The sequence below is a fragment of the Comamonas brasiliensis genome (assembly GCF_018292285.1).
Lineage (GTDB): Bacteria > Pseudomonadota > Gammaproteobacteria > Burkholderiales > Burkholderiaceae_C > Comamonas > Comamonas brasiliensis.
Genome location: NZ_JAANES010000004.1, coordinates 522,481 through 543,264, shown reverse-complemented (window position 1 = coordinate 543,264; position 20,784 = coordinate 522,481). Strand labels below are relative to the sequence as shown.

The following is a 20,784-nucleotide window of genomic DNA, read 5'->3' as shown; positions in this document are numbered from 1 at the left end:
TTCTGGTCTGAATTTCGTTAGTGGTCGAAGCCGGCGCGCCTCATGCACGGGATGCCAAGCAAGGGCCCAGGCGACCCCGCCAGTCCCCCATCCGCGAAGCAAGAGAGGGGGCCGCGCAGGGGGTGCTACGCATATCTCGAAAGGCCTCCGGAAACATCGATATGGCTGCCGGTCGTGTATGAAGACAGGGGCGTGGCAAGGTAGAAGATGGCTCGCGCGGCTTCGGCGGGTGAGCCCAGGCGGCCCAGTGGAATGGACTTCTTGCGGGCCAGCTCGGCGCTCCACTGCTCCCAGGTCTGGCTGCGGTCCTCTCGGGCATCGAAGCGGCGGCGCCACTGGCCGGACTCGATCAGGCCTACCAGGATGCCGTTGACGCGCACGCCCTTGGGCGCGAACTCGGTGGCCATGGAGCGCACCAGGTTCTTGAGGCCGGCGCGCGCCGCCGAGGTCGCGACCATGTGGGGCTCGGGCTGGGAGGCCAGGAGCGAGTTCACGCAGACAATCGCCGACTCGCTGCCGCGCTCGAGCTGGGGCAGAAAGGCGCGCGTGGGATGCAGCACCGAGAAGAACTTCAGGTGCAGCTCCTCGGTCCAGGCTTCGTCGCTGGTGTTCTCGAAGGTCGAGACACGGCCCTGACCGGCGTTGTTGATAAGAATGGAAGCCGGTCCCAGCGCCGCTTCGCTGGCGCGAGCGAACTGCTGCACCTGCTCGGCATCGAGCACGTCGCAGGCCTGGGCGAACAGGCGCTCGCGGGCCTCGGGGTGGCGCTCGAGCAGTTGCTTGACCGCCTGCTCCAGACGCTCGGGGTTGCGGCCGCACAGGGCCACGCGGGCTCCCTGGGCCAGCAGCAGCTCCACGGTGGCCAGGCCTATGCCCGAAGAGCCGCCGGTGACGACGGCCGTGGCGTCGAGTTTGAAATCATGCATGGCCGCCTCCTGCGCGCCTTGAAGTAATGGACAGAACCTGCGCGCTGGACTGCGGCCGGTAGTTGAGCAGCTCCGACAGTTCGTCGGCCGCCGCGCAGACACGCGGCACCAGCTCCGTCTGGCGCTCGGGATCGATCTGGGCCGAGGCCAGGGTCACGCCCAGGGCCGCGATGACGCGGCCGCTGTGGTCGCGCACGGGCGCGGCGATGGTGGAGATCGAGCTTTCGTAGAAGCCGGCACCGGCCACATGGCCGCGCTCGCGATCGGACTGAACCAGATCGAAGAGCTCGATCACGGTCCTGGGCGTATTGGGCGAATGGCCTTCCAGATGCTCCTCGGGATAGAGGGCACGCAGCTCGGGCAGCGAGAGGTCGGCCAGCAGGATGCGACCCAGCAGCGTGGCATGGGCAGGCAGCCGCGTACCCACGCGCACCGAGCTGGTCAGCGGCGTCGGCGGCGTGACCTTGGCCACATAGACGATAGAGCGACCGTCGCGCACCACGATGTTGCAGGGGAAGCGGATTTCCTCGCACAGCCGCGCGATCACGGGCTGGCCCAGCTCGGTCAGGTCCATGGAGGACAGGAACTCGAAGCCCAGACGCAGCACGGACAGGCCCAGCCGGTAGTCGTTGCCGCCCTCGGCGCGCTGCAGAAAGCCCATGCTCTCCAGCGTGTTGAGCATGCGGAACACCGTGGCACGCGGCAGCTGCAGGCGACGCGCCAGCTCGGGCGCACCCAGCGCGGCGTTGTCGCGACCGAACTCCTGCAACAGGCGCAGACCGCGCTCCAGCGCGGGCACCATGTACTTTTCGGAGCCGCCGTCGACGACGCTGTCGATCGCGTTTTCGGATGGGGAAGAACCTGACATCTCCAACTCCTCAATTCGTTGCAGGCGTGGCCAGAAGCCGGGGACACCGAGGAAGTGCCGCTGCGCACCGAGGGTGTCGTCCCTCTTGCGGGGGCGCCGTGCAACGGGAAGGCGCGAAGCGACTCAGGGGACTCTTCATTTTTCAGTTCATGACGAAGCCGCCGTTGACGGGCAGCACCTGGCCCGTCACAAAGCGCGCACCGTCGGACAGCAGATAGGACACGGCACCCGAGACGTCCTCGGGCCCCTGCTCGCGCTGCAGCGCGCGCTGGTCGATGTAGAGGCGATGGCGATGCTCGGGCACGTACTCGGTGGCCTCGACCAGCACCAGGCCAGGAGCCACGGCATTGATGGTGATGGCATCCGCGCCCAGCTCGCGCGCCATGGACCGCGTCATGGCCATCACGGCGCCCTTGCTGGCCACATAGGCCATCAGGTTGGGAGCGCCCCACATGGCAGTGTCGGAAGCCAGATTGACGATGGCACCGCGACCGCTGTCCTTGAGAGCCGCGCGGCAGGCACGGGTCATCAGCCAGACGCCGCGCACATTGACGTTCATCACCTGGTCCCATTTGTCCAGGGCAATGTCGTCCATGCCCTTGCCGCCGGAGTCCGTCACGGCCGCGTTGTTGACCAGGCCATCCAGACCGCCGAGGGTCTGCACGGCCTGCTGTGCGCACTGTTCTATGGAAGCCGGGTTGCTGGCATCAAAGGCGACGCCGTGAGCCTCGAAGCCCATGGCGCGCAGCCTGGCAACGGCTTCGTTCAGCAGTTCAGCGCGCAGATCGGCCATCACAAGCTGCGCCCCCTGCTGGCACAGCGTCTGCGCAAAAGCAAAACCCAGGCCGCGCGCAGCGCCGGTCACAAGGATCCGGCGCCCAGCGAGCTGACCGGTGGAAGGCATGGTGTTGAGGGTCATCTTAAACCTTGTTTGTTTCAAATATGAAATGACACTTTTTTCTTGAAACAAGCCTGCAGTTTAGTGAGCCTTCTTTTGAGTCAATACCCGGAGAAACCCGTAGTTCCCGCCCCATAGCGACACACGGGCGTAAAAAAACCGCGACAAGCGCGGTTGAAAGGAAAACGGGGCAACAAAAGGTATCCGGCCTGCCGCTGTGTGCAGGCCAGATCGAAGCTGATCAATATTGATAGCTTTTAGCGCCTGTCAATAAATGAATACAGGCTAATAACGGCATGAAAATACCGTGCATCAAGCGATACAAGCTACAAAATCGCTAGCAAACCCTCTGACCCTTCGCAGGCGTCAGACGTAGAAAATCCAGCACCACGCGTTGCGCGTAGCGGCTTGCCACAGTGCGCACGAAATCCGAGAAGTCCACATGGGCGCTGTCGTCCGCCCGGTCCGAGATGGTGCGCATCGCGGCAAAAGGCGTTTCGTAATCCAGGCAGGTCTGGGCCACGGCAGCACCCTCCATCTCCACCGCCAGCACGGCGTGGCCGGCGGCCTCCAGATCGGCCCTGAGCTGCGCGCTGGCCTGGCGCGAGCTGACAAACTGATCGCCGCTGGCAATCAGGCCTTCATGGACGCGGGCCGAAGCATACGAAGCCACGATGCCCGATCGCAGTGCCGAGTCGGCGGCCTGCACCAGTCGGTCCGTCGCCGCCTCGTCGCAGGCCAGGGTGCTGCGACCGTAGCCGGGCAACTGCCAGCGCGGAAAGATCGGCGAGGCATCCATGTCATGCTGCAGGAAAGTCCGCGCGATCACCACATCGCCCACATTCACATCCGCGCCGATGCCGCCCGCCACGCCGGTGAACAGAATGCCGCGCACGCCAAAGCGCTCGATCAGCGCGGCAGTGGTGGTGGCGGCGGCTACCTTGCCTATGCCCGACAGCGCACACACCACCTCATGCCCGTGCAGCCGGCCCAGCCAGAAGTCGCGTCCGGCATGGCGCAGGCATTGCATGTCCTGCATGGCGTCGACCAGGCCGTGTTGTTCTTCGGCAAGAGCGCTGAGAATGGCGAGCGTCATGGATGAGGGTACTCCGGAACATGGGCCAGGCGGCCCTGGTGAAAGCACGAAAGAAAGCACAAAAGCGGCACCAGGCCGCTTTTGTGGGATGCGCAAGAGGCGCGATTAGAGCACGAGGGCTTATTGCGCCTCGATGTCATGACTTTTGATGATGGGCGCCCAGAGCCCGGTTTCCTTGCGGATCAGCTCGCCGAAGGCCTCGCCCTTGACCACCCAGGGCGTCATGCCCTGTGCCTTGAGCTGATTGAGCGCCGCCGGGGTCTTCAGAATCTTGTCGATATCCTCGCCCAACTGCTTGACCACCTCTGGCGGCGTGTTCTTCGGAGCCAGCACGCCATACCAGGAGGAAATGGCAATCCCCGGCACGCCGGCTTCGGCCAGGGTCGGCACATTGGGCAAGAAGCCCGAGCGCGCGCCGTCGGTCACGGCCAGCGCGCGCAGCTTGCCCGACTGCACATGGGGCAGCACGGTGGGCAGATTGGCCACGATCATGGGAATGGTGCCGCCCAGCACATCGGTCACGCCCTGAGTCGAGCCCTTGTAGGCCACATGCATGATGTCCGCGCCCGACTTGTCCTTGAACAACTCGCCGGCCAGATGCAGGCTGGAGCCCACGCCGGGCGAGGCATAGCTGATGGAGTTGGGCTTGGCTTTGGACAGCGCCACCAGCTCCTGCACCGACTTGGCCGGCACCTGCGGATTGACCGCAATGACATTGGCCGTGCGCCCCATGGAAGCCACGGGCACGAAGTCGCCGAACACGCTGTAGGGCAGCTTGGGCATCAGCGTCGGGTTGATGGTCAGATTGCCCTGCGGCACGACCAGCAGCGTATGGCCGTCGGGCTTGGCGCGCTTGACCATATCGATGCCGATATTGCCGCTGGCTCCGGGGCGGTTATCGACGATGGCGGCCTGCTTGTAGTGCTCGGTCAGGCCGGTCGCCAGAATGCGCGCCAGGATGTCGACAGGACCGCCAGCGGGGAAAGGCGCGATGACGGTGAACTGCGCAGCGGAAAGCTGCTCGGTGGCGGTCGCTGCATGAGCGACGGGCAGGGCCAGGACGCTGGCCAGTGCCAGGCAGGATTTGAGAAATTCGGAGCGTTGCATGAGGGTTCCAGAGGGTGGAGATGTCAAGCCGGCCGAGGTTCGATGCGCGCCCTGTTTGATGACGCGCAAGGAAATATTCGCACAGGCGTGACACCATGCTGAAGTGGGGAGATCTGCTTGCAGGTTTCAGCAACAAGCAAGAGAGGTGCCAAGCCCATGGCGCGCATGACGCCGCAGACCTGGCGCCGGATCAGATGGCCAGCGGCGCCACGTTGTTGAGCACCGAGCGCACAACGCTGTACACCGTCAGCGCCGATGTCTTGGGGTTGGCCGCCAGCGGCTTGCCGCGCATGGTCAGCTCCATGGCGCCGAAAGCACCCCGCGCCTCGACCTGGTGCACGTTCTCGTGGACGCCAGGATCGGCAAACAGACGCACCATGGTCTTGTCCAGCCCCAGTCCGGCCAGCGACAAGGTGGCCGCCACATTCGCATTCTTGGGATAGAGCTGTGCGGCCTCGCGCGCCGAGCCCTCGAAAATGCAGAAGGCCTCGGTCAGGCCGTCCAGATCACAGACCTGCTCGGCCGGAGTGCCGCTCCAGGCCTTGGGCGGCTTGCGCCCCGTGTAGACCACCGTCTCCAGGCCGCCGACACGCGCCGCCGCCAGCGCATCTATGCCGCCGATGGCGCCCGACAACAGCTGGGCCTGCGTCTTGCCGGCCTCGGCTGCGGCCTGTACGCGTTCGGCCATGCCCGGGGCACTCAGGGCGCCTATGGATGCGATGACCGCCGGAATGCCGCGCGTCAGAGCCGGCAGCACATGCTCTTCAATGGCGGCATGACCCGCGCATTCCACCAGCAGATCCGGCACCGCATCGCCGGGCAAGGCCTGCAGCAGCTGCGCCTGTGATGCCAGGCGGGCAGCCGTCTCGCGCACCGCTGGCGTGATCTCGGGAACCAGTATCCACCCCACCTGCAGCCGGGTATCTCCGCTCAAAAGCTCCAGAACACTGGAGCCAATCGCGCCGCAGCCAATCAAAGCAATATTTTTCATCTCTAGCTTCCTGAAAAATGCGCTGGCCCGGCGTGATCGGGGGTCAGCGCAAATGGTCCGGGTGCTGCTGGCGCAAATGAGCGGACAGGGCTTCTGCCGCCTCTTGCACCTTCTGCACCCAGAGCTGGGTTTTCTCGGGCACCAGCTCGGTAAACGGAATGGCCATGGCCAGTCCCGCAACCACCCGCCCGTCTGCGGCGCGCACCGGCGCTGCAATACTGGAAACACCTGGCTCGTAAAAGCCCTCGCCCATGGCGTAGCCACGCTCACGGTCCTGGACCAGCAGGCCCAGCAGCTCGTCGATGTTGCGCGGCGTGCTCTCGGAGAACTGGGGCAATTCCTCGCCGCCAAACACCGAGCGCAGTTGCGCGGCATCCATGTCATGCAGCAGGGCTCGCCCCAGCACCGTCGCATGTGCAGGCAAGCGCGAGCCCACACGCACAGCCCCCTGGAACGCTCCGGCCGGAGTGACGCGTGCCACATAGACCACGGAGGTGCCGTCACGCAATGCAAGATTGCTGGTCATGCCCAGCTCATCGCACAAGGCCTGCAGAGCAGGCTCGGCCAGTTGCGCCAGCGGCTGGGTGGACAGGTAGTCGTAGCCCAGACGCAGCACGGCCAGACCGAGTCGGTATTCGGTACCGCTGCGCTGCAGATACCCCGAGTTTTCAAGCGTGGTCAACATCCGAAACACCGTGGAACGCGGCAGCTCGAGGTTGCGCGCCAGCTCGGGCGCGCTCCAGACAGGTTGCTCCGGGCCAAAGCAGGCCAGCAGGCGCAGTCCTCGCTCGAGGGCAGGCACGGTGTAACGGTCTTGGTCGTTGGTTGAAATCTCTGGGGTTTCGCTCATGGCAATCAGCTGGTGTTGGGCAAATAGCTCTGGTTCAACAAAGATGCCAGCCTATGCGCAACCTCCACAGGTTGTTCCACGGGTGAAGCATGACCGGCAGCCGCAAGCGTACCGTAGTGCGCGCCCAGCAACTCGGACCAGGCTTTGCAAGCTGCAGGCGGAGTCACCACGTCGTGCTCGCCGACCCAGACCTGAACCGGCACGCCCAGCCTGCCCTGTGCCTGCGCCAGATCGCTGCCGCAGAGCAGCTCGACCGCCTGCGCATAGCCCTGCGGCTGCATGCGCGCCGTATTCCAGCGCACCCATGCACGCACGGCTTCAGGGGCTTCGGAAGACACCAGACGCTGGTCGATGACGGCCGCCAGGCCGGCGACACCCTTCGCGGCCAGAGCCGCCAGCCGTCCCTCGCGCACCTTGGCTTGCTGCTCGGCCTTGGCCGCTGCGCCGTAACCGCCGGCCGGGCTGATGAGCACCAGTTGCTCGACCAGTCCGGGGGCCGCCGTGACTGCCAGCCTGGCAGCCATCAGGGCTCCCAGGGAATGGCCGACCAGCAGGCAGCGCCGCACGCCCAGCGCAAGCAGCGACTGGGCCAGCGCCTGCGCATAGTCGGCATCGGCAGGCGCGGCTGACGCCAGCGGCGTCGACACGCCATAGCCGGGTGCATCCCAGGCCAGAACGCGCGCCTTGTCACCCAGCTGCAGCGCCACATCCAGCCAGGAGGCAGCCCCGGAGCTGATGCCATGCAGCAGCACCACCGCAAAATCGGAGCTGGCATCGCCAGCTTCGCGCCAGGCGACCTGAGCGTTCTGCGGGAGCTTTACCAGTCGCTCGGGAAATCCGGTCTGCAGCAGCTGCAGCTTCGGCGACAGCAAATCCTCGTGCATGACGAAGCTCAGCGCTTGATCTTGGCCAGAGGATGCTCGGGCGGATAGGTCGGCGTGACGGGCTTCTTGGCGCCCAGCATCACGCACATCAGCGCATCTTCGTCACCGACGTTGATCTCTTCGCGGTAGACGCCGGGCGGCACCGAAACCACATCGCGATCGGTCAGGATGGTCTCGAAACGCTCGCCGTCCTTTTCCAGCACCAGCTTGAGCTTGCCGCGCATCACGAAGAACACCTCTTCGACATCGGTGTGCAGATGCGAAGGGCCTTCATGGCCGGCAGGAATCACCATGGTGGAGAAGGTGAAGTTCTCCGACGGAATGGTGTTGCTGTCCGAGGCCACACCCGTGCCACCGGTGCCGATGTAGCGCATCTGGCCGCGACGGTACTTGGGGTCGAAATCGGCCTGGAACTTCAGGGCATCGAAGTCGTACTTGCGCGTGGCAAAACGCGCAATGCGTGTGTTCATCCAGTCTTCAAAGCTGGAGCCCTCGGGGCGATCCCAAGTGCGGGCATTGTTGTCCTGTGCGATATCGCTCATATGTCTCTCCTGAAACCGTTGGTGAACACAAAAAGCGATCTGCTTTTTGTTTTACTAATAAAACTAGGTTCATTTGGCGAAACAATTATAAGAAGACTTGCCTGATCGCAACAAGCACATTTCTTTGCCAGCGAGGTCTTGTCGCCTTTTCACCGAGGCAAATGCCTGATTTCAGACGCAAAAAAAGGAGCGCCAAGCGCTCCTGTGAACTCGCCTTGAAGGACAAGATGAAAACTCTCAGGCGTCGCGCAGCTCCCTGCGCAGGATCTTGCCCACTGGGGTCTTGGGCAGATCGCTGCGAAAGACGATGTGGCGCGGACGCTTGTAGCCGGTCAGATAGGCATGGCAGTAGTCGCGGATGACCTGCTCGGTCAATGCCGGGTCTTTCTTGACGACGATGAGCTTGATGGCCTCGCCGGACTTCTCGTCGGGCACACCGACCACCGCGCACTCGAGCACGCCAGGGCAGTTGGAGACCACGTCCTCCACCTCGTTGGGATAGACGTTGAAGCCGCTGACGATGACCATGTCCTTTTTGCGATCCACGATCTTCACAAAGCCGCGCTCGTCCATGGTGCCGATGTCACCGGTCAGGAAGTAGCCGTCGGGCGTCATGACCTTGGCGGTTTCGTCGGGACGCTGCCAGTAGCCGGCCATGACCTGCGGGCCCAGCACGGCGACTTCGCCGGGCTGGCCGAGTTCGTTCACATCCCGGCCATCGCTGTCGACCAGCTTCACATAGGTGCTGGGCAGGGGCACGCCTATGGTGCCCGAGTAAGCCGTGGCCGTGACCGGGTTGCAGGTCACCGAGGGGCTGGTTTCCGAGAGGCCATAGCCCTCGCAGATGGGGCAGCCGGTCTTCTTGAGCCACAGCTCGGCCACTGCGCTCTGCACGGCCATGCCGCCGCCCACCGACACCTTGAGATGACTCCAGTCCACGGTATCGAAGTCGGGGTGATTGGCCAGTCCGTTGAACAAGGTGTTCACGGCCGGAAAGCTGTGGAAACGGTGCCTGGACAGCTCCTTGAGCGTGGCCTTGAGATCGCGCGGATTGGGGATCAGCACGGTCTTGCCGCCGGTACGCATGGCCAGCATCATGTTCACCGTGAACGCGAAGATGTGATAGAGCGGCAGCGCGCAGATGCTGGTGGGCTGCTCGCCTGCCGGCACCTTCTTCATGGCGGGCTCGTTCCAGGCTTCTGACTGCAGCACGTTGGCGATGATGTTCCTGTGCAGCAGCACGGCACCCTTGCTCACGCCCGTGGTGCCGCCCGTGTATTGCAGCAGCGCCATGTCATCGGCCTTGAGCACCGGCGCCTTCAGGCTGGCGCCACGCCCCTTGGCCAGCGCATCGTTGAAGCGCACGGCACCGGGCAGGCTGAAAGCCGGCACCAGCTTCTTGACCGAGCGCACCACGTAATTGACCAGCATGCCTTTCAAAAGGCCCAGCTCGTCGCCCATGGCGCAGAGCACGATGTGCTGCACGGCGCTGCCATGCATGCCGTCCTGCAGCGTCTTGGCGAAGTTCTCGATGATGACGATGGCCTTGGCGCCCGAGTCCTTGAGCTGATGCTCGAGCTCGCGTGCGGTGTAGAGCGGGTTGACGTTTACCAGCACATAGCCGGCACGCAGCACCCCGGCCACCGCCACCGGGTACTGAGGAATATTGGGCATCATCAGCGCCACGCGGTCGCCGCGCTGCAGCCCCAGGCTTTGCAGATAGGCGGCAAAGACCTTGCTCTGGGCATCGACCTGGGCGAAAGTCAGCTCCTTGCCCATGAAGGAATAGGCCACCTTGTCGGCATGCTTGGCAAATGCCTCCTCCATCAGGGCCACCAGCGATGGATACTGGGACGCGTCAATGTCCGCAGGAACTCCCTCTGGATATGCATTCAGCCAAGGACGGTCACTCATTCTTCTGTCTCCGTGTCTTATCGTCTGATCCGGCCATTGTGATAAAAAGCACGGTCGTTCGATACTGTAGTAACCCTAGGAAACAAGCCGGGTCACCTTGGTAACAGAAGTCAAAACCCATGAAAAAAGCCCGCAGGCAACAGCCTGCGGGCTTTGAGTGTTTTCAGCCCTCAGTGCTTACTGGTAAAGCGCTGAAAGCTATCAAACTTGAGTTTACTTGACCAGCTGGGCCAGATCGCCGGCGGCGTACTTCTTGGCCATTTGCTCCAGGCTGTAGCCCTTGATCTTGCCGCCCTGGCCTTCGCAACCGAACTCGATGTAGCGGGCCTTGCAGACTTGCTTGGCCGCTTCGCGGGCAGGCTTGAGCCATTCGCGGGCGTCGAACTTGTCGGGGTTCTCGGCCAGGAACTTGCGCACCGCGCCGGTCATCGCCAGACGGATGTCGGTGTCGATATTGATCTTGCGCACGCCGTACTTGATGGCTTCCTGGATTTCTTCCACGGGCACGCCGTAGGTTTCCTTCATCTTGCCGCCGTACTGGTTGATGATGGCCAGCAGTTCCTGAGGCACGGAGGAGGAGCCATGCATCACCAGGTGGGTGTTGGGGATGCGGGCGTGGATTTCCTTGACGCGGGAGATGGCCAGGATGTCGCCTGTGGGCTTGCGGCTGAACTTGTAGGCGCCGTGGCTGGTGCCGATGGCGATCGCCAGTGCGTCCAGCTGGGTGGCCTTGACGAACACGGCAGCTTCTTCGGGGTCGGTCAGCATCTGGCTGTGGTCCAGCTTGCCTTCGGCGCCGATGCCGTCTTCTTCGCCGGCTTCGCCGGTTTCCAGGTTGCCCAGGCAGCCCAGCTCGCCTTCCACGGTAGCACCGATCTGGTGGGCCATGGCCACCACCTTCTGGGTCACGTCCACGTTGTAGTCGAAGGACGAAGGCGTCTTGCCGTCGCTCATCAGCGAGCCGTCCATCATCACCGAGCCGAAGCCCAGATTCAGCGCGCCCTGGCAGACTTCAGGCGTGGTGCCGTGGTCCTGGTGCATCACCAGGGGGATGTGGGGATACATCTCGGCGGCCGCCTGGATCAGGTGCTTGATGAAGGGCTCACCGGCGTACTTGCGGGCGCCAGCGCTGGCCTGCAGGATCACGGGCGCGCCGACTTCGTCAGCCGCCGACATCACGGCCTGGACCTGTTCCAGGTTGTTCACGTTGAAGGCGGGGATGCCATAGCCGTTTTCAGCAGCATGGTCCAGCATTTCGCGCATCGAGATCAAAGGCATGGTGGGTTCCGTTCAAAGTTTTGAGAGGCAACGCCCCCGGCGATGAATCACTGCAGTGCGCCGCACGACAGCTGTGGCCCGGGGAAAGACCAGCGGTCACGCTTCGGTAACCGCTTAGTAACCGGGTATTTTAACCGGCTAGCGGTATTTCCATGCGATAGCAGGTGGTGAAGCCTTGTGGTGCCTCGGCCACCGTGAAGCTGCCGCCATGGGCCTGCATGACGCGGCTGACGATTTCATGGCCCAGGTGCAGACTGTCCGCGGGCGGCACATGGGCCGGCGCCGCATCGCGCCTGCCATCGTCGCAGACCTGTACCCAGGCCAGCGCCCGGGTCGAATCAAGGCCGGCCTGCACCTCGATCTGCGTGCCCTCCGGCGTATGGCGCACGGCATTCTCGACCAGATTGCGAAGCGCCGAATCGAGCAGCAGCGCATTGCCACGCACAGGCAGCTCCTGCGGGGCGTCCACGGAAATCATGTCTTCGCGCTGCCAGGCATGCTGAGCCTGCGCCGCCGCCACATTGCGCGCCACATCGGCCCAGTTCACGGTCTGCAAAGGCGCATCCAGCATGCCGCGCCCGGCCCTGGCCAGGGTCAGCAGCTGATCGAGCACATGGCCGGCATGCAGGGCGTCCCGGCCTATGCGCTGCAGCGCGGCCTGCAGGGTTGCGCTGTCGGTCTGCGCCGGCGACTTCAGCGCCTGGGCCTGGAGCGCGATGGACGCCAGCGGCGTGCGCAGCTCATGGGCCACTTCGTTGGCCAGATTGCGCTCGCGCTCCAGCGCCTCCTGCTGGCGGTCAAGCAAGGTGTTGATGGAGCTGACCATGGGCGCGAGCTCGCGCGGCACATGGGCGTCGGAGAGCCGCTGGTCGCGGCTCAGATCCAGCGCTTCCACGCGCTGCGTGAGCTGATTGAGCGGGCGCATGCCGCGGCGCATGGCCACGCCCAGCGCAATCACGATCACGGGCAGCAGCCAGAAGCCCGGCTCTATCATCTGCATGGCGATGTCGTCGGCCAGACTGTCGCGTTCAGCCAGGTCAATCATCACCGTGACCTTGGCTGTCCTGTCATGGCTCCACTGCGTGTAGCTGCGCCAGGCCTGCCGTTCATGCACCCCAATCGTGGCAAAGCCCTGTTCGATGTCGAAGTCCGGCAAGGGTGCCTGACCGGTGCGCGAGATCAGCAGACCTTGCGCATTCCAGAGCACCACGCTCAGCGACTCCTGATAGTCGTGGGCGTGCAGGCCTGCAGGCGGCTGGACCGCTGTGGCCTCCCCGGCCGGCACATCGTCCTGCACATGCCAGTTCAAGGTCAGCGCGGCCACCCCGGCCAGATGCCCGTCGGTCAGCTCGTCGGCCTCGTGGACTCCGGTCTGATAGCCCCAGATGACGAAGCTGCACCAGACCAGCACCAGTCCCCCCAGCATCCAGGCCAGCAAATTCAGCTGCAGCGAGCTGCGGCGCTTGCCGGTCGGTGCTATGGTCTTCATTCCTGCTCCTGCGGCATAAAGTAGCCCACGCCCCGCATGGTCACAATGATCTTCTGACCCAGCTTCTTGCGCAGATGGTGGACATAGACCTCCACGGCATTGCTCTCCACCGTATCGCCCCAGCTGTAGAGGTGCTCTTCGATCTGCGGGCGCGACAGCACGCGCCCGCGTGCCAGCAGCAAGGCCCAGAGCACGGCGAACTCGCGCGGTGAAACCTCCACCTTCTGCCCTGCCTGTCTGATGGTGCGCGCTGCCGGGTCCACCTCCAGATCCGCATGGCGGATCACCGGCGAGGCCTGACCGGCGGCGCGGCGCATCATGGCGCGCAAGCGGGCCTCCAGCTCGTCCATGTCAAATGGCTTGACGAGGTAGTCATCGGCCCCCAGATTGAGCCCCGCCACCCTATCCTGCACCTGATCGCGTGCCGTGAGAATCAGCACCGGTGTGGCCGGATCGGGCAGCTGCGGCACACCGGGCCGGCTGCTCTGCAGGCGCAGGCGACGCACCACCTCGCTGCCATCGCCATCGGACAGCCCCAGGTCCAGCAGCACGGCATCGAAGCGCTCGGTGCTCAGGGCATTCCAGGCCTCGGCCACGCTGGCGCACACATCCACCGCATAGCTGCGCTGCATGAGATTGGCTCGCAGCCCTGCTGCAATGCCTTCGTTGTCTTCGACCACCAGAATTCGCATGACCGCATTGTGCGGGCCAATGCCGAATCCGCTCAACTGGCCGGTCAACGCCGGAGCCCGCTTCCCCTGCTCCCGCATGGACTTGACATCCGCAAGCCGGGATTTCGCCTTAACATCGGCCACCTTTCATTGCCGCAATCCGCCGCAGCGCCTTCATGTTCTTCTTCGATCCGTTTCTGTTTGCGCTGTTCAATGCCGATGCCCAGACGCACTGGTTCAGCATCCAGCTGGCACGTTCGCTTTCGGCCTGGTTGCCCAATCTGAGCGGCGTTCTGGTCCTGCTGGCCCTGGTGTTCGGCTCACCGGCAACACGCCGCACCATGCTGATGCTGCTGCTGTCCATGGCGACGGCCTGGCTGATCGCCAGACTCATACGCTGGGGCTTTCCGGCGCCGCGCCCGTTCCAGCTCAATCTGGGCACGCTATGGATTCAGCATGGCGGACGTGCGGGCTTTCCCAGCCTGCATGCCAGCGGTGCCTTTGCCCTGGCCATGGCCATCAGCCTGGGAACGACCCGCCATCGCAAGCCGCTGGTCTGGCTGGCCTGGCTGGCCGCCATCGGCATTGCCTGGAGCCGCGTCCATCTGGGCGTGCACTTTGCCTCCGACCTGCTGGCCGGCGCGCTGGTCGGCATCAGCGGCGCCCTCATCGTCTGGAATATCGCCTCGCGGCTGCGCCGCCGCCGCCATCTGCGCGTCGTGCCGCATCTCAAACGCCTGCGCAGCGCATGGACGGCCCAGGGCTGAGCAAGACCTTAAGCGCTTGTTAAGAAGCGCTTTCTATCGTGGCGGCCATGAAGTCGTCCGCCCCCTCGCTCCCTCGCCCTTTTCTTCGCCAAGCCTCCGCTCCGGCCCTGCTGAGCTGGACCGTCGTCGCCCTGGCCTGCGTACTGGCCTGGGACATGAGCGGCCTGGACATGGCCATGGCGCACTGGTTCGGCAACAGCCAGGGCTTTGCACTGCAAAACGACTGGTTCATGGTCAATATTGCCCATGAAGGCGCGCGCAAGCTGGCCTGGATCATCGTGATGGGGCTGAGCCTGATGATCTGGTGGCCCGCCGGCTGGATGCGCCAGCTTCCCTATGCACGGCGCATACAGCTGGTAGTCGGTGCACTGCTGTCGCTGGTCATCATGGCCGTCATGAAGCGCATCAGCGCCACCAGTTGCCCCTGGGACATCGCCGACTTCGGCGGCGTGGGCCACTATGTCTCGCACTGGGCCTGGGGCGTCACGGATGGCGGCAGCGGCCACTGCTTTCCGGCCGGCCACGCCTCTGCGGGTTTTGCCTTCATCAGCGGCTACTTTGCGCTGCGCCACGATCTGCCGCGCGCAGCACGCCTGTGGCTGCCCGCGGCTCTGGTGGCCGGTTTTGCCCTGGGCCTGGCGCAGCAGATGCGCGGCGCCCACTTCATGAGCCACACGCTGTGGACCGCCTGGCTTTGCTGGACGGCCAGCTGGTTTTGCGATCTGCTGACCACCCGCCGCCTGGCGCGCCAGGCACCGGCGGATGCCGCCATGTCTCCCGACGAGCTGCTTGCCTCGGACTGAACGCTGCGCACACGCAAAGGCCATTCATGCTGTTCTTCGATGCCCCTGTTTTTCAATTTCTGAATGCCAACACCCAGAGCCCGCTATGGTGGATTCAGGCCTCGCGCTTTGCCTCCACCTGGCTGCCCGGACTCTGTGCCCTGCCCGTGATCGCCGCCATGCTGGCGCTTGGCAAAGGCTGGCGGCGCAGCCTGCAGCTGGCCCTGCTGTCCATGGCCTGTGCCTGGGTGGCCTGCCGTCTGATTCGCTGGGGCCTGCCCATGCCCAGGCCGGCGCAGCTGAGCATGGGCATGCAGTGGATCGCGCATGGGGCCAGCTCCAGCTTTCCCAGCATGCATGCCGCCGGCGCCTTTGCCCTGGCGCAGGGCATCAATCTGGGCGTGGGCAGACACCAGCGCTGGCTGGTCGTTGTCGCATGGTTTCTCGCCACCAGCGTGGCACTCAGCCGCGTGGTGCTGGGCGTGCATTTCCCTTCGGACGTTCTGGCCGGCATGCTGGTCGGTACCGCCAGCGCCGTACTGGTCTGGCGCAGCGCCCTGCAGATCCGGCAAGCCCGGCGCCGCAAACAGCTCAAGCGCCGCCTGCAACCCCAGATCGCCTGAAGAACGCTACCAAAACAAAAGCTGCCAGCGCTTTATTCATAAGCACTGGCAGCTTTTTGATGAGGCATGCTTCAAGTCAGAGGCATCGAGCAAGAGCCGCCTCGCAGCGAAGATGCCGTCCCCCTCGGGGGGAAGCGGCATGGCCGCTCAGGGGGCTCACTCCACCCTGCAGATCTTGAGCATATTGGTACCACCGGGCTGGCCCATGGGCTCGCCGCAGGTGATGGCGTAGACATCGCCGGACTGCACGATGCCGCGGGCCAGCAAATGCCCCTTGGCCTGGTCCAGTGCCATGTCGCGCTCGGCGCTGGTGTCCATCAGCAGAGGACGCACGTTGCGGTACAGCGCCATCTTGCGCTGCGTGGCCAGCTTGGGCGTCAGCGCGTAGATGGGGATGTGGATGCGATGACGGCTCATCCACAGCGCGGTCGAGCCGGAGTCCGTCAGCGCCACGATGGCCTTGGCACCCAGGTGATGCGCGGTGAACAGCGCGCCGATGGCGATGGCCTGGTCGGTACGCTTGAACTGGCTGTTGCTGAAGTCGGCGTCCTTGACGCGATCCTCGGCCGCTTCCGCAGCGGCGCAGATGGCGGCCATTTCACGCACGGTCTCCAGCGGGTACTTGCCGGCAGCGGTTTCGGCGCTCAGCATCACGGCATCGGTGCCGTCCAGCACGGCATTGGCCACGTCGCTCACTTCGGCACGGGTGGGCACGGGGTTGGTGATCATGGACTCCATCATCTGGGTCGCGGTGATCACCACCTTGTCCATGTCGCGCGCCATGCGGATCATCTTCTTTTGCAGTGCGGGCACGGCGGCATTGCCCACTTCCACGGCCAGGTCGCCACGGGCGACCATGATGCCGTCGGAGACCTTGAGAATCTCTTCCAGACGCGGAATGGCTTCAGCACGCTCGATCTTGGCGATCAGACCGGGCTTGTGGCCGTACTGCGCAGCGGCAACATTGCACAACTGGCGTGCCATTTCCATGTCGGTGGCGTTCTTGGGGAAGCTCACGGCCACGTAGTCGGCCTGGAAGGACATCGCGGTCTTGATGTCTTCCATGTCCTTGGCGGTCAGTGCGGGAGCCGTCAGGCCGCCGCCCTGCTTGTTGATGCCCTTGTTGTTGGACAGCTCGCCACCCAGCTTGACGATGGTGTGCACCTCTTCGCCGCGCACGGCGTCCACGGTCAGCACGATCAGGCCGTCGTTGAGCAGCAGCACGTCGCCGGCCTTCACATCACGGGGCAGTTCCTTGTAATCGAGGCCCACGCCGTTGATGTCGCCCAGTTCGGTGCGCGATGCATCCAGCACGAAACGCTCGCCGGGCTCGAGCATGACCTTGCCCTCGGCAAACTTGCCGACGCGGATCTTGGGACCCTGCAGGTCGGCCATGATGGCCACTTCGCGGCCCGCACGCTGGGCGGCTTCGCGCACCATGGTGGCACGGTCGATATGGTCCTGCGCCTTGCCATGGCTGAAGTTCAGGCGCACGACGTTCACGCCTTCGCGCACCATTTGTTCAAGCAGTTGCGGATCGCTGGAAGCGGGGCCCAGTGTGGCGACGATCTTGGTAGCACGACTCACTTGCATGAAATGTCTCTCTCGCGATGGAATGTAATCGGGTTTCAATTCTGGCACGAATGCGGTTACATGACTGCATCTTGCACAGTGCTGCAGCACCGGGCAAGCGAGCCGTAGAACAGAAAAAACAGTAGCTGCTTGCACCTACCCATTCTCAATATCAGGGTAATTAATGCTTGAAATGTCTATATTTCAAGCGCTTGCAGCTACTGATTCGGAAGCATAAGAGGGAAACTTGCGCCGGAACCGACAGGCCTTGTGCAGCGCATCAATGAGCGCGTCGAAACAGTTTTGCCCGGCAGGTTCAAATGTGCTGGCGTGCTGGCCTCAGATCAGGCCGTGCGAGAGCAGATAGGTCACCACATGCGTGAGCATGGCGGCCTCAAGCCCGTAGCGCCAGAACATGATGCCGGCCAGCAGCCCATAGACGCTTTCGCACATCAGCAGTTGCAGCACGACAGGCGCCGACAGATCGCCGACCACGCCCCAATTCAGAAACACAGGAATGCAACCCGACAGCAGGGCAGCCAGCGCGATGGCCGACCAGCCCAGCCGCCAGTCCGGGCGCTGCCTGGAACTGCCGAAGAGCGTCCACAGCAGCCACATCACGCCCGTCAGCATGCCCAGTCTCAGCAGCAGCTCTTCGGTGATCGCACCATAGAGCAGCTTGGGCCATAGCGGCAGGCCGTAGACCGGGTCCACAAAAGGCATGCTTTCGGGCCAGACCACGGCCAGCGTCACCAGCCAGGCCGCGCCGATCACGCCGCCTGCCACGCCGGGCAGGCTCAGCACACGAATGCCGCGCCAGGGCACGCGCCCCTCGGCCAGGGCATGAATCAAGGGCGCACTCAGGCCCAGCTTCGGGCCCAGCCGGACCCCGAGGCCCACGCTCAGCGCCAGCAAGGCGCTCAGCCCCGCCGTCACCGCCCAGCTGCCCGCGATCTCCAGACCGTCTCCGGTCAGAAAGCCCAGCCAGGCCGGCGGCACCGTCCAGGCCAGTGCCACCACCCCGGGCAGACCCAGCAGCCACAGCAGCAAGCCCATGCGCGCGGCAGGCAGAGGCCTGACTGCAGCGCCATGGGACAGGTGGTTGAAGGTCTGCGGCATGCTGAACTCTGGCGCCCGTCGCTCAATCACGCATCAGAGCTTCGATCTCGTCCGGCTTGACGGGCACGCCGCGGGTGATGAGCTCGCAGCCGGTCTCGGTGACGATGGCATCGTCCTCGATGCGGATGCCGATGTTGTGGAACTTCTCGGGCACGCCGGGGGCCGGTCGCACATAGATGCCCGGCTCTATCGTCGTGACCATGCCGGGGCGCAGGATGCGGCTGGGGCGATTGGCAATGGTTTCGCCCGAGATCGGGTCCTTGCGCTCGCTGACCACGCCCAGCTCGCTGGGCTCCACATAGCTGCCGCAGTCATGCACATCCATGCCCAGCCAGTGGCCGGTGCGGTGCATGTAGAACTGGAAGTAGGCGCGCGACTCGATCACATCCTCGGCCGTGCCGTACTTGGTACGGTCCAGCAGCCCGAGGTCCAGCATGCCCTGGGCCAGCACGGCCACGGTGGCGTCATGCGGGTCGTTGAAACGCTTGCCGGCCCTGGTGACGGCGACCGCAGCCTCCTGGCTGGCCAGCACCAGTTCGTACAGCGCGCGCTGCGCCCCGCTGAACTTGCCGTCGGCCGGGAAGGTGCGCGTGATGTCGCTGGCATAGCCATCCAGCTCGCAGCCTGCATCGATGAGCACCAGTTCGCCCGCGCGTACCGGAGCCTTGTCGGCCTGATAGTGCAGCACGCAGGCATTGGCGCCGGCAGCCACGATGGAGCCGTAGGCCACGTACTGCGAGCCATGCTGGCGGAACTCGTGCAACAACTCGGCGTCCAGGTGGTATTCGCGCACCTCCTCGCCATTGCGCAGCATGCGTGCCGAGCGCTGCATGGCGCGCACATGGGCCTGGGCACTGATCTGCGCGGCACGGCGCATGATGTCCTGCTCGTGCGCGTCCTTGACCAGACGCATCTCGTCCAGCAGCGCACAGGCATCGCCCTGCTGCGTGGGGCAGATCACGCCAAAGCGCGAGCGCGCGCGCACCTGACCCAGCCAGCCTTCGACCTGTTCAGCCAGGCCCTTGTGCGTGGCGAAGGGGAACCAGACACGCTCGCGGTTTTCCAGCAGGCGCGGCAGGCGGGAGTCGATCTCGTCGCTAGAGAAGGCCTGGGCCACGCCCAGCTTGGCCTTGGCCGCCTCGGGGCCGAGGCGATAGCCAGTCCAGACCTCGCGCTCCAGATCCTTGGGCTGGCAGAACAGCACGCTCTTGCCATCGCTGGTCAGCACCAGGCAGGCATTGGGCTCGGAAAAGCCCGTGAGGTAGTAGAAGTAGCTGTCGTGGCGATACAGATACTCGGTATCGCGGTTGCGATGCAGCTCGGGAGCCGTGGGAATGATGGCGACACCGCCGTCGCCCAACTGGGCGGCCAAGCGTGCGCGGCGTTGGGCATATACAGAAGTCATGGGCATATCGTAATGCTGGCCGGACATCTGTACATCAGCTTACATCTGCAGATGTCAGCTATTTCGACACAGCCCTGTTTCCGCGCCGCCCAAAAGCGGGGCCGTCAGCAGCGCCGTCGCATCGTCGGGCACCAGGGCCTCGGGCTGGCTCGCGCGCCAACCCGACCAGAGCAGGCTTGCGCCCGACAGGATCAGCAGACCGCAGACCAGCCACTCCACCAGTCTTCTGGGCCAGGCAGGCGGATGTCTGGCACTCCACCAGGTCACACCCGTGACGACAGGAAAAGCCAGCGCCGTCCAGCCCATGACGGCCCAGTTCAGCTGGCCCTCCACCGCCACCATGGCAGCGCGCAGCAAGGAGCAGGAGACAAACATGGCAAACAGGCAGTGGCGCACCAGCAGGCGATCCAGCGGCTGGCGGTAGAGGTGATAGACCATGGGCGGGCCGGGCGTGGCAAATAGACCACCGAGCAGACCCGACGACACGCCGGCCAGCCAGAGGGAGACCGGGCCCGAAGGCCTGTCCAGCGCCTTCTTCTGCATCAGCAGCAGCATGGCGCAAAGCACGATCACCAGTCCCAGCAGCATGCGCAGGCCATTGAGCGTATTGCCGCTGAGCCAGTGCAGCAGCAGCACCCCGCCGACCACGCCCAGCACGCTGCTGATGAGCATGGGCTTGAGCATGGCCCAGTCAGGCTCGAAGCGGTAGGCGCGCATATAGCTGACGCCGTTGATGATGGACAGCAGACAGGCCACATTGGCCGCATCGGCAATATTCATCAGGCCCGTGGCGCCTGCGACGCCCACAAAGATCAGCCCGAACGCGAAGCCCGTGAGGTTCTGACAGAAAGCGGCCAGCCCTACCAGAGCCATGAAGAAAACGATTTGCATGCACTCACCCGATGACGGCCCCAGGAGAATGCGCAAAGATGCATCCGGTAGTGCCTGTCTGAAGAGCGAAGGAGCTTAGCAGACGCTGGCGATGAACTTGCGATGACAAGT

General features: G+C 64.3%; 20 protein-coding genes. 3 read left to right on the top strand and 17 right to left on the bottom strand.

Features of this window, described 5'->3' with window-relative positions:
* Positions 1 to 125 precede the first annotated feature (125 nt).
* From DJFAAGMI_RS18950 to DJFAAGMI_RS18890, 13 genes are all read right to left on the bottom strand, one after another.
* Positions 126 to 926, bottom strand: a complete 801-nt coding sequence (locus DJFAAGMI_RS18950) for an SDR family oxidoreductase (RefSeq protein WP_043004669.1) — start codon at positions 924 to 926, stop codon at positions 126 to 128.
* On the bottom strand, positions 919 to 1,794 hold the full coding sequence (locus tag DJFAAGMI_RS18945; protein ID WP_211458319.1) for an IclR family transcriptional regulator: 876 nt from the start codon (positions 1,792 to 1,794) through the stop codon (positions 919 to 921). The genes DJFAAGMI_RS18950 and DJFAAGMI_RS18945 overlap by 8 nt, the downstream gene beginning before the upstream one ends.
* 142 nt (positions 1,795 to 1,936) lie before the next feature.
* On the bottom strand, positions 1,937 to 2,713 hold the full coding sequence (locus tag DJFAAGMI_RS18940) for an SDR family oxidoreductase (protein WP_043004667.1): 777 nt from the start codon (positions 2,711 to 2,713) through the stop codon (positions 1,937 to 1,939).
* A 316-nt stretch (positions 2,714 to 3,029) separates the two neighbouring features.
* Positions 3,030 to 3,788 carry a 5'-methylthioadenosine/adenosylhomocysteine nucleosidase gene (locus DJFAAGMI_RS18935; RefSeq protein ID WP_211458316.1) on the bottom strand — a complete coding sequence of 253 codons (759 nt, stop codon included), beginning with the start codon at positions 3,786 to 3,788 and terminating at the stop codon, positions 3,030 to 3,032.
* 120 nt (positions 3,789 to 3,908) lie between these two features.
* Positions 3,909 to 4,895: a Bug family tripartite tricarboxylate transporter substrate binding protein gene (locus DJFAAGMI_RS18930; protein ID WP_211458314.1), complete on the bottom strand. Its 987-nt coding sequence runs from the start codon at positions 4,893 to 4,895 to the stop codon at positions 3,909 to 3,911.
* Between the two features lie 190 nt (positions 4,896 to 5,085).
* Positions 5,086 to 5,886 carry an aspartate dehydrogenase gene (locus DJFAAGMI_RS18925; RefSeq protein WP_211458312.1) on the bottom strand — a complete coding sequence of 267 codons (801 nt, stop codon included), beginning with the start codon at positions 5,884 to 5,886 and terminating at the stop codon, positions 5,086 to 5,088.
* A 43-nt stretch (positions 5,887 to 5,929) separates the two neighbouring features.
* Entirely contained in the window at positions 5,930 to 6,736 is an 807-nt protein-coding gene (locus DJFAAGMI_RS18920) for an IclR family transcriptional regulator (protein WP_043004662.1), read from the bottom strand.
* A gap of 5 nt (positions 6,737 to 6,741) precedes the next feature.
* Complete coding sequence (locus DJFAAGMI_RS18915; protein WP_211458310.1) at positions 6,742 to 7,620, bottom strand: alpha/beta fold hydrolase; 879 nt, start codon at positions 7,618 to 7,620, stop codon at positions 6,742 to 6,744.
* An 8-nt stretch (positions 7,621 to 7,628) separates the two neighbouring features.
* Entirely contained in the window at positions 7,629 to 8,162 is a 534-nt protein-coding gene (locus tag DJFAAGMI_RS18910) for a cupin domain-containing protein (protein WP_003060408.1), read from the bottom strand.
* Between the two features lie 237 nt (positions 8,163 to 8,399).
* Positions 8,400 to 10,076 carry a long-chain-fatty-acid--CoA ligase gene (locus tag DJFAAGMI_RS18905; protein WP_211458308.1) on the bottom strand — a complete coding sequence of 559 codons (1,677 nt, stop codon included), beginning with the start codon at positions 10,074 to 10,076 and terminating at the stop codon, positions 8,400 to 8,402.
* Positions 10,077 to 10,289: 213 nt separating this feature from the next.
* Entirely contained in the window at positions 10,290 to 11,354 is a 1,065-nt protein-coding gene (gene fba / locus DJFAAGMI_RS18900) for a class II fructose-bisphosphate aldolase (protein ID WP_003072472.1), read from the bottom strand.
* Between the two features lie 130 nt (positions 11,355 to 11,484).
* Positions 11,485 to 12,843 (bottom strand): histidine kinase dimerization/phospho-acceptor domain-containing protein, encoded by a 1,359-nt coding sequence (locus DJFAAGMI_RS18895; RefSeq protein ID WP_211458306.1) that lies wholly within the window; start codon positions 12,841 to 12,843, stop codon positions 11,485 to 11,487.
* Positions 12,840 to 13,535, bottom strand: coding sequence for a response regulator transcription factor (locus DJFAAGMI_RS18890; RefSeq protein WP_211458304.1), 696 nt, complete (start codon positions 13,533 to 13,535; stop codon positions 12,840 to 12,842). Before DJFAAGMI_RS18890 ends, DJFAAGMI_RS18895 begins: the two co-directional genes overlap by 4 nt.
* 155 nt (positions 13,536 to 13,690) lie before the next feature.
* Between DJFAAGMI_RS18890 and DJFAAGMI_RS18885 the strand changes: the two genes are divergently transcribed.
* From DJFAAGMI_RS18885 to DJFAAGMI_RS18875, 3 genes are read left to right on the top strand one after another with little or no spacing between them, the layout of a single operon-like run.
* Complete coding sequence (locus DJFAAGMI_RS18885; RefSeq protein ID WP_211458302.1) at positions 13,691 to 14,281, top strand: phosphatase PAP2 family protein; 591 nt, start codon at positions 13,691 to 13,693, stop codon at positions 14,279 to 14,281.
* A gap of 47 nt (positions 14,282 to 14,328) precedes the next feature.
* The gene (locus DJFAAGMI_RS18880) at positions 14,329 to 15,084 is read left to right on the top strand and encodes a phosphatase PAP2 family protein (RefSeq protein WP_211458300.1); all 756 of its coding nucleotides are present in this window, start codon (positions 14,329 to 14,331) and stop codon (positions 15,082 to 15,084) included.
* Between the two features lie 26 nt (positions 15,085 to 15,110).
* Positions 15,111 to 15,686 (top strand): phosphatase PAP2 family protein, encoded by a 576-nt coding sequence (locus tag DJFAAGMI_RS18875; RefSeq protein ID WP_211458298.1) that lies wholly within the window; start codon positions 15,111 to 15,113, stop codon positions 15,684 to 15,686.
* A gap of 156 nt (positions 15,687 to 15,842) precedes the next feature.
* Here the strand turns inward: DJFAAGMI_RS18875 and pyk are convergent, their stop codons facing one another.
* The 4 genes from pyk to DJFAAGMI_RS18855 form a co-directional block, all read right to left on the bottom strand.
* On the bottom strand, positions 15,843 to 17,279 hold the full coding sequence (gene pyk, locus DJFAAGMI_RS18870; RefSeq protein WP_003060387.1) for a pyruvate kinase: 1,437 nt from the start codon (positions 17,277 to 17,279) through the stop codon (positions 15,843 to 15,845).
* A 318-nt stretch (positions 17,280 to 17,597) separates the two neighbouring features.
* The gene (locus DJFAAGMI_RS18865; protein ID WP_043004654.1) at positions 17,598 to 18,377 is read right to left on the bottom strand and encodes a hypothetical protein; all 780 of its coding nucleotides are present in this window, start codon (positions 18,375 to 18,377) and stop codon (positions 17,598 to 17,600) included.
* Positions 18,378 to 18,399: 22 nt separating this feature from the next.
* Positions 18,400 to 19,809, bottom strand: coding sequence for an aminopeptidase P N-terminal domain-containing protein (locus DJFAAGMI_RS18860; RefSeq protein WP_003060382.1), 1,410 nt, complete (start codon positions 19,807 to 19,809; stop codon positions 18,400 to 18,402).
* 27 nt (positions 19,810 to 19,836) lie between these two features.
* On the bottom strand, positions 19,837 to 20,673 hold the full coding sequence (locus tag DJFAAGMI_RS18855; protein WP_211458296.1) for a sulfite exporter TauE/SafE family protein: 837 nt from the start codon (positions 20,671 to 20,673) through the stop codon (positions 19,837 to 19,839).
* Between the last annotated feature and the right edge of the window lie 111 nt (positions 20,674 to 20,784).